18 protein-coding genes and 1 tRNA gene are annotated in these 14,890 nt (G+C 60.4%); 10 read left to right on the top strand and 9 right to left on the bottom strand.

Features of this window, described 5'->3' with window-relative positions:
- Positions 1–101 precede the first annotated feature (101 nt).
- Positions 102–566 (top strand): pentapeptide repeat-containing protein, encoded by a 465-nt coding sequence (locus ACVWZU_RS09095; RefSeq protein WP_011432098.1) that lies wholly within the window; start codon positions 102–104, stop codon positions 564–566.
- 12 nt (positions 567–578) lie between these two features.
- Here the strand turns inward: ACVWZU_RS09095 and cysQ are convergent, their stop codons facing one another.
- The 5 genes from cysQ to rpsP form a co-directional block, all read right to left on the bottom strand.
- Positions 579–1,406, bottom strand: a complete 828-nt coding sequence (cysQ, locus tag ACVWZU_RS09090) for a 3'(2'),5'-bisphosphate nucleotidase CysQ (protein WP_414350347.1) — start codon at positions 1,404–1,406, stop codon at positions 579–581.
- Positions 1,407–1,422: 16 nt separating this feature from the next.
- Positions 1,423–2,184, bottom strand: a complete 762-nt coding sequence (hisF, locus tag ACVWZU_RS09085) for an imidazole glycerol phosphate synthase subunit HisF (RefSeq protein WP_414419538.1) — start codon at positions 2,182–2,184, stop codon at positions 1,423–1,425.
- A 61-nt stretch (positions 2,185–2,245) separates the two neighbouring features.
- Entirely contained in the window at positions 2,246–3,349 is a 1,104-nt protein-coding gene (locus ACVWZU_RS09080) for a Get3/ArsA fold putative tail anchor-mediating ATPase NosAFP (RefSeq protein ID WP_011432101.1), read from the bottom strand.
- Positions 3,346–3,621, bottom strand: coding sequence for a KH domain-containing protein (locus ACVWZU_RS09075; RefSeq protein ID WP_011432102.1), 276 nt, complete (start codon positions 3,619–3,621; stop codon positions 3,346–3,348). Before ACVWZU_RS09075 ends, ACVWZU_RS09080 begins: the two co-directional genes overlap by 4 nt.
- 52 nt (positions 3,622–3,673) lie before the next feature.
- Positions 3,674–4,153 carry a 30S ribosomal protein S16 gene (gene rpsP, locus ACVWZU_RS09070; RefSeq protein WP_011432103.1) on the bottom strand — a complete coding sequence of 160 codons (480 nt, stop codon included), beginning with the start codon at positions 4,151–4,153 and terminating at the stop codon, positions 3,674–3,676.
- Positions 4,154–4,415: 262 nt separating this feature from the next.
- On the opposite strand from rpsP, the gene ACVWZU_RS09065 reads away from it, so the two are divergent.
- Positions 4,416–4,862 carry a TerB family tellurite resistance protein gene (locus tag ACVWZU_RS09065; protein WP_414330135.1) on the top strand — a complete coding sequence of 149 codons (447 nt, stop codon included), beginning with the start codon at positions 4,416–4,418 and terminating at the stop codon, positions 4,860–4,862.
- Positions 4,863–4,984: 122 nt separating this feature from the next.
- Here ACVWZU_RS09065 and ACVWZU_RS09060 read toward each other — a convergent pair whose 3' ends face one another.
- Positions 4,985–5,380, bottom strand: coding sequence for a metal-sensing transcriptional repressor (locus tag ACVWZU_RS09060; RefSeq protein WP_011432105.1), 396 nt, complete (start codon positions 5,378–5,380; stop codon positions 4,985–4,987).
- Positions 5,381–5,494: 114 nt separating this feature from the next.
- Here ACVWZU_RS09060 and sds point away from each other — a divergent pair, with 114 nt between their 5' ends.
- Positions 5,495–6,466: a solanesyl diphosphate synthase gene (sds, locus tag ACVWZU_RS09055; protein ID WP_041436149.1), complete on the top strand. Its 972-nt coding sequence runs from the start codon at positions 5,495–5,497 to the stop codon at positions 6,464–6,466.
- 28 nt (positions 6,467–6,494) lie between these two features.
- Here the strand turns inward: sds and lepB are convergent, their stop codons facing one another.
- Positions 6,495–7,181 (bottom strand): signal peptidase I, encoded by a 687-nt coding sequence (gene lepB, locus ACVWZU_RS09050; RefSeq protein WP_041436160.1) that lies wholly within the window; start codon positions 7,179–7,181, stop codon positions 6,495–6,497.
- Between the two features lie 161 nt (positions 7,182–7,342).
- Here lepB and ACVWZU_RS09045 point away from each other — a divergent pair, with 161 nt between their 5' ends.
- Entirely contained in the window at positions 7,343–7,720 is a 378-nt protein-coding gene (locus ACVWZU_RS09045) for a hypothetical protein (protein ID WP_414375322.1), read from the top strand.
- A 31-nt stretch (positions 7,721–7,751) separates the two neighbouring features.
- Here ACVWZU_RS09045 and ACVWZU_RS09040 read toward each other — a convergent pair whose 3' ends face one another.
- Complete coding sequence (locus ACVWZU_RS09040; protein WP_414332177.1) at positions 7,752–8,798, bottom strand: ATPase, T2SS/T4P/T4SS family; 1,047 nt, start codon at positions 8,796–8,798, stop codon at positions 7,752–7,754.
- A gap of 168 nt (positions 8,799–8,966) precedes the next feature.
- Here ACVWZU_RS09040 and ACVWZU_RS09035 point away from each other — a divergent pair, with 168 nt between their 5' ends.
- From ACVWZU_RS09035 to ACVWZU_RS09015, 5 genes are all read left to right on the top strand, one after another.
- Positions 8,967–9,686, top strand: coding sequence for a pyridoxine 5'-phosphate synthase (locus ACVWZU_RS09035; protein WP_414383724.1), 720 nt, complete (start codon positions 8,967–8,969; stop codon positions 9,684–9,686).
- Positions 9,687–9,700: 14 nt separating this feature from the next.
- On the top strand, positions 9,701–10,333 hold the full coding sequence (locus ACVWZU_RS09030) for a DUF3318 domain-containing protein (protein WP_011432111.1): 633 nt from the start codon (positions 9,701–9,703) through the stop codon (positions 10,331–10,333).
- Between the two features lie 12 nt (positions 10,334–10,345).
- Positions 10,346–11,179, top strand: coding sequence for a biotin--[acetyl-CoA-carboxylase] ligase (locus ACVWZU_RS09025; protein WP_457444472.1), 834 nt, complete (start codon positions 10,346–10,348; stop codon positions 11,177–11,179).
- Between the two features lie 56 nt (positions 11,180–11,235).
- A complete protein-coding gene (locus ACVWZU_RS09020; protein ID WP_457441890.1) occupies positions 11,236–12,126 on the top strand; it encodes a M23 family metallopeptidase in 891 nt (296 codons plus the stop codon).
- An 83-nt stretch (positions 12,127–12,209) separates the two neighbouring features.
- Positions 12,210–12,290 (top strand) — tRNA-Leu (locus ACVWZU_RS09015).
- A gap of 233 nt (positions 12,291–12,523) precedes the next feature.
- On the opposite strand, the gene ACVWZU_RS09010 is transcribed toward ACVWZU_RS09015, so the two are convergent.
- On the bottom strand, positions 12,524–13,537 hold the full coding sequence (locus ACVWZU_RS09010) for a glycosyltransferase family 9 protein (protein WP_457444469.1): 1,014 nt from the start codon (positions 13,535–13,537) through the stop codon (positions 12,524–12,526).
- A 194-nt stretch (positions 13,538–13,731) separates the two neighbouring features.
- On the opposite strand from ACVWZU_RS09010, the gene ACVWZU_RS09005 reads away from it, so the two are divergent.
- A complete protein-coding gene (locus tag ACVWZU_RS09005) occupies positions 13,732–14,889 on the top strand; it encodes a DegT/DnrJ/EryC1/StrS family aminotransferase (protein ID WP_457444477.1) in 1,158 nt (385 codons plus the stop codon).
- Position 14,890 lies beyond the last annotated feature (1 nt).

Genomic DNA, 14,890 nt, shown 5'->3' with positions numbered 1-14,890 from the left:
CGTCCCGCTAACGCGAATGGAAACAAACAGAATGCTATCGCTGCATAGTTGAACAGTGATGTTCAGCAGTGTTCAGCGTAAATGTATCAGAACAAACAGCGATGACAACAGCAAGTATTAAGCCTCTCTTGGATGCCAAGCAACTGTTGCAGGCTTATGCGTCTGGCCAACGGGACTTTTCCGGCTCCAACCTGAGCGGAGCGCAGTTGAGTGGCGCGAATTTGAAGGGCATTATCCTACGGGATGCCGACTTGAGTGGGGCAGATTTGCGCGAGGCGGATTTGTCGGGAGCGGATCTCTCGGGAGCCGACCTGCGCGGAGCCAAGCTGCGACGGGTGAACCTGATTGGGGCTAAGTTGGTGAAGGCAGACTTGCGGGGGGCCAACCTCTACCGAGCCAAGCTGCTCAGGGCCGACCTCAGCGAAGCCGAGCTGAACCGAGCCGATCTGCGGATTGGGGCCGATCTGCGCGGAGCCATCATCACCAACACCCATTTCCGCGGTGCCCTTTACGACGAGTACACCAAGTTCCCGGATGGCTTTAACCCCACAGAGATGGGCATGTAGCCGGGGCTTCGCTCAGGGGATCAGGTTCTGCCACAGTTGGGCCATGCCTTCGGCAGCCGCTACAAAGGGCGGGTTGTGCAGGTCGGGCTTGTTGTAGCGCAAGGGATCCCCTGCCAGATCGGTAACCCTTCCCCCCGCCTGCTCCACAATGCACTGGGCAGCGGCAGTATCCCACTCCATGGTGGGGCCGAAGCGAGGGTAGAGATGGGCAGATCCTTCGGCCACAAGGCAAAGCTTTAGGGCACTGCCCACAGACTTCACTTCCAGAGAGCCACAGCGCTGCCGCAGCCGCTCGAGGAACTGCTCCGTCTCCGGGTTGCTGTGGGAACGGCTGGCCACCACTTGTAGGGGTTCTTGGGCGTAAGGGCAGGTGCGGATGGGCTGTTCGTGAACGCAGGACGGAGTCCTTTCCCTCTTGCAGGCCCCCAGCTTTTGCGCAGCCGCGTAGGTGAGGCCCAGAGCTGGGGCATGGACGACCCCCAGGATGGGGATCCCTTCCTCGATGAGAGCAATATTCACCGTAAACTGGCCGTTGCGCCCGATAAACTCTCGGGTGCCATCCAAGGGATCCACCAGCCAAAACCGCTCCCACTGTTGCCGCTCTGGGTAAGGGATCCCGCCCGATTCTTCCGAGAGCACCGGGATCCCTGGGGTCAGGTCTTGCAAGCCTTGCAGGATCAGGTGGTGGGAGGCCAGATCCGCCTCTGTAAGGGGAGAGGCATCCGCCTTGGCCCTTACCTGAAGCTGCTCCTGTCTGTAGATGGGCAAAATAGCCTGTCCTGCCGCCTCCGCCAGCCGACTTACCTTGGGCAAGAGAGCGGCCAGATCCTGAGCTTGCATAGGATCCCTCGCAGAGTTAGCAACGCACCGGAATGCCGTGGGCGGCCAAGTCGGCTTTGATTTGGGCAATCGTTAACTGGCCGTAGTGCAACAGAGAAGCCAACAGCGCTGCTTCTGCTCCCGCTTCCTGCAGAGCCTGGCGGATGTGGGCACACGCTCCTGCACCCCCAGAGGCGATCACCGGCACCGACACCGCCTCGGCCACCCGCCGGGTTAGCTCCAGGTCATAGCCGGCCTGGGTGCCGTCGGCGTCCATGCTGGTGAGCAAAATCTCCCCTGCCCCCCGCTCGGCCACGCTTTTGGCCCACTCCACCGCGTCCAGGCCCGTCGGCTGCCGCCCCCCGCGCACGTATACCTCCCATCCCCCTCCCTGCGGCTTGGCGCGAGCATCAATGGCCACCACAATGCACTGGGATCCAAACCAGCGGCTGGCCTGAGCCACGAGATCAGGATCCCGAACCGCTGCCGAGTTGAGGCTGACCTTGTCCGCCCCGGCCCGCAGCAGTTGTCGGATCCCCTCCAGATCGCGGATCCCTCCTCCCACCGTGAGGGGAATGAACACCTGCTCTGCGGTGCGCCGCACCACCTCCAGCAAGATCTCCCGCTCTTCGTGGGTGGCGGTGATGTCCAAAAAGACCAGCTCATCGGCTCCTGCCTGATCGTAAGCCTGGGCCAGCTCTACCGGATCCCCGGCATCCCGCAATTGCACAAACTGGATCCCTTTCACCACCCGCCCTGCCGCCACATCCAGACAGGGAATGATCCGTTTGGCCAACATCGCTCTCTCCCAAGGACTCCATACCGCTAACGCGAACAGAGGGGAACAACTGGGGATCGTTTTAGCCGAAGCTGATGACCAGGAAGGGTTCTTGAAACTTGGCCCCAGTCACCTGCCGACCTGCCAAGCTGGGGGGCAAGAACAAATTGCGCCGCTGATCCCCGGCGGTAATGGTCAGCTCCGGGCCTGACTGGCTCAGCTCGATTTGGGCCTTGCTGAAGCCGGGAATAAACAGCTTGACTGTACGGGATCCCTCGTCGATGGCCACGGGCGGCGGCACATCCGGCACAGCGAACATCCCCCCCACCGCTGCTTCCAAAGCCGACCAATCGGATCCCTGACGCAGGGGGAGTGTTCGTAGTGTCAGCGGGAAAAAATCGGCGGCCGAGACCTCTCCCGGAGCCAGAGGGGTAACCCAGAGGCCACCCACCGTCAGCCCCACCATCTGAGCACTCCCCCAAAGGTAACGGGCGGTTTGCACGGCCATCGGGTCAGGGGTGGTCACCAGGTGGGCCAACACGCGGCGCGGATTGGCAATAGCCTGTCGTCCCTGCTCCAAAAGGTTGGTCATGCCCCCCAACCGCTCTGGCAGATCCTCCAGGGAGGAAAATTCCACGGTGCTTACCGAACGCAACAAGGGCTCGGCAAAGGGTCGCAGGGTTTTGGCCAAGTCGGATCCCAAAAAAGCTTGGGAGGCTCGCCGCCAGTACCAACTGGCCACCTCCGGGATCCCAAAGGCCCGCAAGGTGGTCAGATCCCCTGGCCCATCGTAGAGAATGCAGTCGTATTGGCCGCTGGCATCGTAACGGCGCAGAGCTTCCAGGGCCAGGGCCTGATCCATGCCCGGCAACACCCCCAGTTCCTGGCCGTAGATCTCCCGGAAAAAGGGGGTGCGCACGTATCGGGCTTCCAGCTCTTTGGCCGCCGTCCAGAACTGCTCCAGCAGCTGGGTTGTCCGCAACTGCACCACGCTCAAGTTGGCAGCAATGGTCACCGGCTCGCCGGAAAGCGGGATCCCGCCCAAAAGCATTTCCAGCCCCGGCCCCGCCTGATGGCCCACCAACAGCACCCGCCGCCCCTGCTGGGCTGCGGCCCGAGCTGCCGCCACGGCCAAGGTGCTCCGACCTGTGCCCCCCTTGCCCAGAAAGGTGAGAATTTGGCTCATTCCCGCTCCTCCCGATTCCGCTCTCCCGCCTCTCCGTAGATATCGATGTACAGAGATTGACCTGCCAACTGAGCTGCGGCCATCATCACCTGTCGAATCGCTTGCAGGGTGCGCCCGCCCCGCCCGAATACCCGCCCCCGATCCTTCGGGTCAAAGGCCAGCCGCAGCCATACCTTTCGCCCGCCACAGGTGGTTTCCACATCCATTTGAAGAGAGGCGCTGCTGAGCAGCGGTTCGATCAAAAGATGGGCGAGAGCCTTGTAGTCTGGCATAGAGAGCTAGACGACAGGAGGGAACAACTGGCCAAGCCAAGCTTAGCCGACCCTAGGCCTCAACCGCTTCCTCAACCTGAGGCTTTTCAACTTCAGCTTCTGGAGGACTTAATTCTGCCGCTGCTGTCTCAGTGGCAGCTTCGCTCAATTCAGACTCGGGAACATCGGCGACCTCAGCCTCGGCCACGGATTCTGTTGCAGGGGCCTCTTCTGCCGCCTCAGGGATCCCAGCTTCAGGCTTGGCCATGGCCGGGATGCGAATCGAGGCAACCACTCCGCCTTCCCCTGCTTTCAACATCTCGTAGATGCCGGCCTTTTTGAGGAGACTGTCCACGGTCTCTGTGGGCTGAGCGCCACAACGCAACCACTTCAGCAAGCCTGCCGTTTGCAAAACCGTCTCCTTGGTGCGCGGGTTATAGTAACCCAGTTCCTCTAGCGGACGGGCTTCACGGCGGCTTTTACTTTCAATGGCGATGATGCGATAGCTGGGTTGCCGCTTTTTTCCGTAGCGCTTGAGCCGCAATTTGACCATGGGGTATCCACTCCTTGGGGGACGCTCCGCAAGCTGTAAAGATCCAAAAAATCCAAAAAAGAGTTCGCCTAGACCCGCCAAGCCTGCTGAAGCTCCAGAGCCTCGCTCCGAGCCTTTGGCGTTTGGCCGGTAGACACAGGCCTTTTATTTTAAGCGATTTTCTGCTTGACTGGAACTTGACTGGAAAATGTCCGACCCCGGTTTGGAAGGCAACCTTCATGGCAGAGTTGAAGAGAAAACCCTACACTCAGCAGCAACTCCCATGATCAACTACGCCGATTTGACAGACGAGCAGCGCCAGCTCTACCTCAAGGCCCTGATCGCGGTGGCCCGAGTAGATGGCCAGTTGGACGAAGAAGAAACCTCTTTCTTCATGCAAATCGCAGAAGGGGTAGGCATCGAAGCGCCACTGGCCCAAACCTATCTGGCCGATGAAACAGGTGCGCCTTTGGATATCAGTGGGATCCCGCCCATGCGCAATGCGGCAGGGGCCTTGATCCTGCGGGATTTGGCAGCAATGGCGGTGGTGAATAGCCAGCTGGTGGAAAAAGAAGAGGAGCTAATTTTCGAGATCGGCAAAGCCATGCAGTTCAGCGCTGAGGAGATCAACGAGTTTATCGACTGGGCCTTCATGGGACTGCAGTGGCAACTGAAAAGCGCATCTCTGCTGGAGCGCTATACCCAGCCCTCCCCCCAACCTTCTGAATGACCTGGGGTACTAGATAGCATCACAACGGCCAGCCCCCGCTGCAGATATTGACAGCCCAGTTTGGCGTTCCCCTGAGCCAAGCAAGGGGAGACTTTCATCAAGTTAAATCTGGCCATCGAGACTTAGCTGATAAAGCGATCCAGAGCCCGCTGCAACTCCTCCAGCTCCACTTCGATATTGCCGGTCTCGATGGCATGGCGGATGCAGTGGCGAATGTGATCGTCCAAAATCAGCCGCGCCACCCGATCCAGCGCTCCCTTGACGGCGGCAATTTGCAGCAGCACATCTGGACAAGGCTGATCCTGCTCGATCATGGAGCGGATCCCACGCACATGCCCTTCGATGCGAGCCAAGCGGTTGGTCAACTTGCGCCGAGACTGGGGATCATGATGGTGAGGCTGGGCCCGCCCAGACAGCGGCGGCTTTTCCAGCGCCAGCTCCCACTCCTCCTCCCAATCGGGTTCTGAAGGGAGCGGCGGAACGGAATGAGATCGAAGTGGGGGAACGGGATCCGACATGAGAAGGGCAAAAGACTGCTTGCATGATACTGCCTGGTTTTCCCCGGGAACGATGGGGTACTCTACAATAGAAAAAGATGTGAAATTTTGTAAAACCTCTCATACTTTGGCTCCATGACCTCTGTGCTCTCCCCCTTTGGCCCTGTAGAAGCGGATCTGGAGCGTTTACGCCAGAACCTAACGCGGTTGGTCAGTGCCAAGCACCCCATCCTGGCCATGGCTGCCGAACATCTGTTTTCGGCGGGAGGGAAAGGGATCCGGCCAGCCATCGTGCTCCTCATTGCCCGTGCCACCACCCCAGATGGAGAGATTACCCCACGGCATTGGCGCTTGGCAGAGATTACTGAGATGATCCACACGGCCAGCTTGGTTCACGACGATGTCATCGACGCTGCCGACGTGCGACGGGGCATCGATACGGTGAATACCCTCTTCGACAATCGGATAGCCGTGCTGGCGGGGGATTACCTCTTCGGCCAAGCTGCTTGGTACTTGGCCAATCTGGACAACCTGGAGGTAGTGAAGCTCCTTTCCAAAGTAATCATGGATTTGCCGGAGGGAGAGGTGCGCCAGAGCCTCACCCGCTTCGACCCGGATGTGTCGATGGAAGACTACCTGGCCAAGAGCTTCTACAAAACGGCCTCCCTCATGTCCGGCAGTTCCAAGGCTGCTGGCCTGCTGAGCGGGGTTAGCGAGGAAGTGGCGGATCGCCTGTTCGATTTTGGGCGGGATCTGGGCATTGCTTTTCAGATTGTCGACGATCTGCTGGATTTCACCGCTTCGGCAGAGACGCTTGGCAAGCCTGTGGGATCCGACCTCATCCAGGGCAACCTCACTGCACCCGTTCTGTTTGCCCTAGAGGAATTTCCCCAGATGCGAGAGCTCATTCTCAGGGAGCTGTCCAACCCGCAAGACCTGAAGCAGGCCCTGGAGTGGGTGTATCAAAGCGAAGGGATCCCACGCTCTCGTCAGTTGGCCCGCGACTACGCCCAGCGGGCTGCCGAAGCGCTGTATAGCCTGCCGGACTCTGCGGCGCGTCGTGCTTTGTTTCAGATGGTGGACTATGTGCTGGAGCGGCTGCACTGAGCAGTCCCGACAGGGTCAAGCTGGCTTTCTACCGGGCTGTGTTGCCCAACACTTGGGCCTCTGGAAGAAGCTCAGGATATTCTGGCGGGGCGAAAAAGTGTAGGCGATTTGGGGGCCAAAAGCGAAAAATGGTGTTGCCGATGATGTTTTCTTCCGGCAAGAAACCCCACACATGGGAGTCTTGGCTGTCGTTGCGGTTATCCCCCATCACAAAATAGGAGCGGGGAGGAACCACGAATTCGGATCCCTGATTGGGAACTCCAGGACAGCGCTCGCCAGGGCAAGAATAGTCGGGGGGGGCATAGATGTAGTCTTCCCGCAGCGGGATCCCGTTGATGATGACCTCACCGTTGGCGATGCGAATGCGATCTCCCGGCAGGCCGATCACCCGCTTGATGTAGGCCCCGTCGAAGTTCAGTTTGGCGGGAGGGTTGAAAACAATAATATCGCCTCGTCTGGGCGAACCAAAGCGGTAGCTGACCTTTTCCACCACCAGCCGATCCCCTTCTTCCAGAGTGGGCAGCATCGAATCGGAGGGGATCCAACGCGCCTCTGCCACAAAGGTGCGAATGCCGAAGGCCAGCAACAGAGCCAGCACCACCGTTAGAAGGTTTTCCCGTTGCGCCTGCCACCAGCTGCGGGATCCCGAGCTGGCAGGGGTTTCCCCTGATGGCGACTGGGGCTTGGGCAGAGGAGTTGGATCTTTTGACGGCATGGAAGCTAACGAACAAGACTTCACGATCTCAAGATTACCGCACCCCATCCAGGGCAGCAGAATGGGAGGCCCTCCCATTAAACCCCTGCCGGAGAGACGAATAGCCGGCAATAGCATAGGATGGGTATTCTGGTGTACCGTACTCGCGACTGTTAGCCCCTATGACGATTTCAACAGAAGAGCGCCTAGAGCGAGTCGAGCGCCTGGTCGAGGCCAATAGCCAAGCAATAGCTCGTCTCACCCAACAACAAGAGGAAGTTTTGAGGCGGATCGATCGGCTCTCAGGGGATAGCGAAAAACTCTCGGAGCGGGTTGAAAAGCTCTCGGGCGATGTCGAAAAGCTCTCGGGCGATGTCGAAAAGCTCTCGGGCGATGTCGAAAAGCTCTCAGGTGATGTCGAAAAGCTCACTTTTAAGTTCGACACCTCACAAACCATCGGGGAACGGCTGGAACGTCTAGCCACCAGCCTGATTGCCGGTGCCACCATCAGCATCATTGCCGGAGTGATTTTGGTGCTGCTGCGGGAGGGATCCCGTTGAAGGGATGTTGCTCGGGGCTGGTTTTGGGGGGTCAACTGCCGGAATTGAGTTTTTCCCAGTCCTGCTGGTGGATGGCGATCATCTGGGCTTGGGCTTGAATAGCTGCCAACACCTCCGTCATCAGGGGCCAGTCGCTCCGCGGCGGACTGGGGTACTGCTTAAGCTTGTCAACTGTGTTGCTGAGAGCACTTTGCAATTGTTGCAGCAGTTGATAGGTCTGTTGGGCCAAAGCTAGGGTCTCAGAGACGCGGAGGTTATTCTGGCCTTGTTGATATTTCTGGAGAGCTTCCCCTCGCAGGATGCTCAAGATGGCCCCTTCTCTAGAGGCGGCAGTCTGGCCACTTTTGGAGCGCTGCGGTATGATGCGCAACTGCAACACCAGTGGCTCCCCCCGGTACATCCGCTCCACCTCTGCCTGCTGCGGCTCCCCGATCAACTCCGGATCCAGCGCCATCATCCGCTTCATGGCGGTGATCAACTTCGCTCGTATGGACTCGGAGAGATCTTTGAACAGATCCCGCAAAATCCCCTGCTGGCGGTAGCGCACTCGACAAGAAGGACCCTCTTGAGGCTCCACGAAAATTTGCTCGGCTTTCTCATCCAAAGCCCGCCGCAGCATCGAGTTGAGCAACTGCTGCACTGTCTCTTCTGATTCGTCGGCGGGGACGGACGGAGGCTGGGTTGGCCTCAACTGCGTGGGGGGCCCCGACACGGGAGCAGGAACCTCCCGAGTCACCCGGTTGGCTTGGGCCTGGAGGCGCAGCCGCTCCACCTCTGCCGGGTCGGGGGGATGGCTGAAGTAGTAGGCAATTAAATCCTGCTGCTGCTGAGCGGTGAGAGGGATTGGCTGGACGGAAATCTGGGAATAGGCCAGCATTTTGCTCACATAGTCCAACGCCGCCAAATCCTGGGGATCCACCATGCCCAAGATGAGGCTGTCGGTATCCAGGGCCAAGGGGACGACTTGGTAGTAAATGCAGATCTCCACCGGCAAGTACTGGGCAATTAAGGCCGGCACTCGCGCCCGGTCAACAATGGAGTGTTGTCCCACCGCCAGAGAGGCATCTGGATCAGTCATGGCAAGCCCGGAGTGGATCCCGCACAGGCGAGACGTCGCTACCTGATCATAGAGTAAAGCCTACACCCTCGCGGCCTGAGGCCCATGGCATCCTGGCTCATCTGACCGGCGTAAATTGAATAATGTAATACTAGGGGTATTCTCCTCTACACCCAAAGCAGTAAAGCCTTGTTAAGTCTTGGAGTTAACATCGACCACATTGCCACCCTTCGACAGGCACGCCGCACGGTGGAGCCAGATCCGGTAGCGGCAGCGGTGATTGCCGAGCTGGCGGGGGCAGATGGCATTACGGTGCACTTGCGCGAGGATCGCCGTCACATTCAAGATCGGGATGTGCGGCTGTTGCGGCAAACTGTGCGCACCCACCTCAACTTAGAGATGGCAGCCACCGAGGAGATGGTGGCGATTGCCCTGGAGATTAAGCCTGACTACGTCACTTTGGTTCCTGAGCGGCGGGAGGAAATCACCACCGAAGGTGGGTTGGATGTGGCGGGGCAGGTGTCGCGCCTCAGGGACGTGGTCGGCCAACTGCAGGGATCCGGCATTCCCGTCAGCTTGTTTATCGACCCAGATCCGACCCAAATTGCCGCTGCTGCCCAAGTGGGAGCCCGCTGGGTGGAGCTCCACACGGGGCGCTATGCAGAAGCCTCATCCGCAGCTCAGCGGCAGGTGGAACTTGACCACCTGGAAAAGGCCAGCCAACAGGCTCTTCAGCTGGGCTTGCGGGTGAATGCGGGACATGGTCTTACCTACTGGAATGTCGGCCCAGTGGCGCGGATTCCGGGAATGGAGGAGCTGAACATCGGCCACAGCATTATCAGTCGAGCGGTGCTGGTGGGGCTGGATCGGGCGGTGCGAGAGATGCGTCAGGCGATGGGACTAAGCTGAGGAGCAGGCCCGGCATGAACTCGGAATACTACGGCTACGAAAACTACGTTCTGGATCAGGCGGAGATTGAGCGCCTGTTGGATCTGCTGCCAGCCAGTATGCGGGAGAGTGTGAAGATCTTGCCCGCCTCGGAACGGCAAACGGTGGTGATCAAAGGCCGTCGGCAAATGCCCTGGGAACGGCAGATGCGGCTGTTCATCAAGCCCTACGAGTGGCGGCAATTTACCCCCCTGCAGCGGGCGGGGCTGTTCCTGCACAAGGTGGGCTACTACAGTCGGGCGGTGTCGCGGCAGATCGACTTTTACCTGGCCATAGCAGCTCTGGGGGGGTTGAGCTTGATCTTCGAGGCCGTACAACAGGATCCCGTGGGAGCAACCGTTTCGGGTGGTTTGAGTGGCTTGGCCCTCTGGCAGTTGCGCCGCGACCAAACCAATGACCGTCGTCTGTTGGCTGCTGACGCCTATGCGGTGGATCGCCTGGTGTTGCGCGGGATCCCGCGGCTGCAGGCGGTGGAGGCCCTAGGGCAGGCGCTGCATGTGGAGGCCCGTCTGGAGGGGCGCTCGGGCAATGATCTGCTGGACATGTTGCGCTACCAAAACCTCAAGCGGCTGGCCCAGCGTCCGGCGGAAGACATTGTGTTGAGCTAATCCCGGGTAGAGATGCTTTCTCCCTCGCGGCTGGGATCCCAGGCGGGCCGGTGGGGCCGCCATCTGCTGCAAGTGGCGGTGACCGATTCCACCAATCGGCTGCTCTTGGACTGGGGCCGTCGGTTCCCACAGCCGCTGCCGGTGGGCACAGTTTTGGTCAGCACCCGCCAACGGGCTGGGCAAGGTCAACATGGGCGGGTGTGGCACTCGCAGCCGGGGGGACTATACCTGTCCGTTTGGCTGGGATCCCCGCCTTTGCATTACTCGCTGCTGGAACTGACCCTGGCCTTGGGCTGGGGCATTGCGGGCCGTTTACGGCAAAACCTTGGGATCCCGCTGCGGCTGAAATGGCCCAACGATTTGGTGGTGGTGGACGAGCAGCGCCCGGATTCTCTGCTCAAGCTGGGGGGGATCCTGGTGCAAAGCCGCTTTGGGGGGGGCGGGCAACTGCTGGGGTTGGTGGCCGGTGTGGGGGTGAATGTCAACAACCCCGTTCCCATTGGGGCAATCACCTTAGCCCAAATTTTGGGATCCCCTCTGCACCGCTCACTCGACCGCACCGAGATTGCCGGCTGGGTTCTGCAGGGGATGGAGCAGGGATTCCACGTCTGGTTGCAAGGGGGATTTGCCCCCGTTCGCTCAGAGTACGAAGCCTGGATGGTCAAGCCGCAAGTCCAATGGCTCGAAAGGGGGACTAGCCTCACGATCTTGGGCCTTGCCGAGGATGGAAGGGTGCGAGTACAAACACAAGGGGAGCGACATCTGCAACAGCAGCAATCCATCCGGACGCTTACACCCGACCAAGTTCGCTTGAGCTATCACATGCCGGCGGGCGATAGCCTGTAATTTCTCTTGTGTTTTTTATGTGGCCTGTGTTGAACTCGGTGATGAAGCTTTGGGTTATGGCAGCGCGCCTTTTCTCCCCCCGAGCTCGGCGGCTGCGCTTTTGGCTGAAGCTGGGGCTGGCTCTGCTCTGGTTTTATCCCACTGCTCTGCTGGCCCAAACCCAACCAACCCCTTTGCCCCCGCCGCCCATGGTGGAACCGGCCCTAGACACGCCTGGGGCAGCAGCCCTGCTGCTGGATGGAGCCATTCCTTTACGAGAGGGCAGCCCTGCGACCCTTGAGGCAGAAACCCGCACAGAGACGGTCATGGGCCGTGAGATTGTGATTGAGCCCCAGAAGAACCATGACCGGGTTCCCCATGCTCAGCCTGAAAGTGGGGTGCCGGTGGTGCTGATGGAACGCAGCTCCGGTCGCCGCATCATCCTCGCCCCTGGCCAAGAGATTCGCATTGAGGATCCCAGCCAGCCCCAAGCTCCTGAACCGCAAACGCCAAGGTTGCCTGAACTGGCGGCAGGTGACGAACGACTGCTCTACCCCCTACCTCACCCGGTGCCGATTACTTCTGGATTTGGCATGCGAATTCACCCCATCCGCGGAGAGCCGGAGTTTCATGCTGGAGTGGATTTGGGGGCCAGCATGGGCACGCCGATCTTGGCCTCTTTAAGCGGCAAGGTGGTCACTTCGGGATCCCTGGGGGGTCTAGGGATCACCGTTGTGCTGGAGCATGCCGGCGGTCGGCGCACTCGCTATGGCCACATGTCCGAAGTTGCTGTAACACCGGGGGAAGTGGTAGAGCGGGGATCCGTCATCGGCTATGTGGGGGCGACCGGAGCGGTAACTGGGCCGCACCTCCACTTTGAGCTGTGGAAGCGGGCGGTGGGGCAAGGTTGGGTGGTTCTGGACGCCACAGATGATCTGAAGGTTGCTGTTGCCCAGCTGCCGGGTTAGCCAGAGCCGGCTTGGGTTAGCATAGGTGGGCGGGCTCCAACTGGAATGCTGGCGCAGGTAACCAGTTGGGTCATGCAGGTTTTGCGGACGTGGCGGAACGGCAGACGCGCTAGACTTAGGATCTAGTGCCGCAAGGCGTAAGGGTTCAAGTCCCTTCGTCCGCATGAGAATCCCCTACTTCCCCAGCCCTTTTCCCCCAAGAGGGCAGAAGTTCCCCCGGTCAACAGCAATGCTGACTGCCTTACGGTCGCTCGCCAGCAAGCCTAGGAGAGCCAAGGTGACAAAGCAAGCTCTCCCGCCGGCTAAAAGCAGACAGGGACACATCTCCCAGGCTAGAAGGCTTCTCGGTCCGCCTGCAGAGAAACTGGACTGGGTTGCTGCCACGAAAACCTTGGCTCTAGGCCGGAAAGATCACCTGCAGAATTTGCTCGGGGGCAATCGACTCCACCTTCCCATCGGCCCCCTTGACCGCCCGAAACGGCCCCTCTGAAGGCAGCAACCGCAGCGGGTCGGTGGGCCCAAACAACGCCACCAGCGGCGTCTGGGTAGCCACCGCCAAATGCATAGGAGCACTGTCCACACACAACAGCAGCGTTGCCCCACCAATCAAGGCCGCCAGCTGCCCCAGCCGGACAGGACGGCTCACCGGCAGCTCCGGCAGTTGCGCCAGAAAGCCCTCCGCCAGCTGCTCATCCTCTGGCCCCACCACCAGCACCAACGGCAGCTCCGGCCGCTGCTCCCGAAAACCCTTGATGACCTTGACCCAGTTGGCAGAGGGATAGATCTTCTGAATTCCCTTCTCCTGCGACAGCTGGCTGGCCCCCGGATGCAACAGCACATAATCTTGAGCGGCATCCCCCAAAAGGCGCTTGCGTTCCTGCTCTGCCCACTCCAGGTCTGCTTTTTTCAGACGAATCTGGGGCAACCCCGCCGGCGCAGCAATGCCAAACCCCTGCACCAGGTCGTGGTACATCTGGGCCGCATACTGGGCCGGCTTCAGGGGCACCGGGTCGGTCAGCCAAGGTCGCCCCGGCCCCGGCGGCGCATAGCCCACCCGCTTGGGAATGCCGGTCAGCCACAACAACAGCTTGACCCCCAAGCTTCGGCCCAGGCTCAGCACCCCGTCATACTGCCGCTCCCGAATGCGCCCCAGCAGGTCGCTGAGATCCCCCAACGACAGCTGTTCTTTGAACGGAAAAGTCAGCACCCGACTCACCGAAGGACAAACCTCGTAGGCAGCCGCTGCCCGCGGCTCCACCAGCACCTCCAGCTCCGCCTCAGGAAAGCGCTGCCGCAAACTGGCCAGGGCGGGGAAAAACAAAATCTGATCCCCAATCCCCCCCGGCACCAGAGCCAAAAGGCGGGGGGCCAAAGGCGCTGTGCCGCCAACTGCTCGAGAAGCCACCTGCATAAAGCATCCTGTAGAAAGCGGTATCCAGGGATCCCTGGCTCAGGACATCCCGCGCTTACTCTATCTCAGATTGCAGACCTTCAGGACAGGCTGGGCAGACCGGTTCCAGCCCCCTGCTGGCCCAGAGCGTTGTCTACCCAGGCTCTCATCCGCGATGATGGGCTGTGGCCGCCACCTTCTCCAAAGGCAGCACCATGACGGAGGAGCCGATTCCGCTGCTGGATTTGACGGGGCAGTACCGCGCTTTGGCCGGGCTGTTGCAGCCGCAGCTGGAAGCGCTGCTGGCCTCTGGCCAGTACATCGGCGGGGCGGCGGTGCAGCGCTTTGAGGAGCAGTTTGCCCAGTTTTTGGGGGGTGGCTCTTTGGAGGCCGTCGGCTGCAATTCCGGCACCGATGCCTTGGTGTTGGCTTTGCAGGCTTTGGGCATCCAGGCGGGGGATGAGGTGCTCACCAGTGCCTTTAGTTTTTTTGCCTCGGCTGCCGCCATCAGCCGGGTGGGGGCGCGTCCGGTGTTTGTGGATGTGGATCCTGCTACCTTCAACTTGGACCCCCGACTGCTGGAAAGGAGCATCTCCCCCCGCACCAAGGCGGTGGTGGTGGTGCATTTGTTTGGGCAGGCGGCCAACATGACCCAGATTCTGGCTATTGCCCGGCGGCACGGCTTGGCGGTGGTGGAAGATTGTGCCCAGGCGGTGGGGGCCTGTTGGGGGGGCAGGCCGGTGGGCACTTGGGGGGAGGTGGGCTGCTTCAGCTTTTTTCCCAGCAAGAATCTGGGTGCGGCTGGGGATGGGGGGGCGGTGGTGACGCGGGATGGGCAACTGGCCAGGCGGGTGCGGGCGCTGCGGGAGCATGGGCAGACCCGTCCGTACCACCACGAGCATTTGGGTCTCAACAGTCGTTTGGATGCGCTGCAGGCGGTGATTCTCTCGGTGAAGTTGCCTTATCTGCGGGAGTGGAACTGGCGGCGGCAGGGGATTGCGGAGTGTTACCACCGCTTGCTGCAAGGGATCCCGGGTTTGATTCTGCCTCAGGTGGGGGTGGGGGGGAACTCGGTGTGGCACCAGTACACGGTGCGGGTGGTGGGTTCTGAGCCGTTGGATTCGCGGCGGCGGGACGATTTGCAGCAGGGTCTGAAGGAGCGGGGCATTGGCAGTCGGGTTTACTATCCTCTGCCGTTGCCGCTGCAGCCGGTGTACCGAGGGCTGGGCTACAGGCGGGGGGATCTGCCCAATGCCGAGCTGTGTGCGGCTCAGGTGTTGTCTTTGCCGTGTTTTCCTGAGTTGACCACCTGTCAACAAGAGCGGGTGGCTGCGGCCATTGCTGAAATCCTCTCAGAAAAAACCTGCCCGTAGC

It is taken from the genome of Thermostichus sp. MS-CIW-26 (assembly GCF_054059115.1).
The sequence above is the reverse complement of the archived record's forward strand: the minus strand, read 5'-3'. Positions and strand labels throughout refer to the sequence as shown.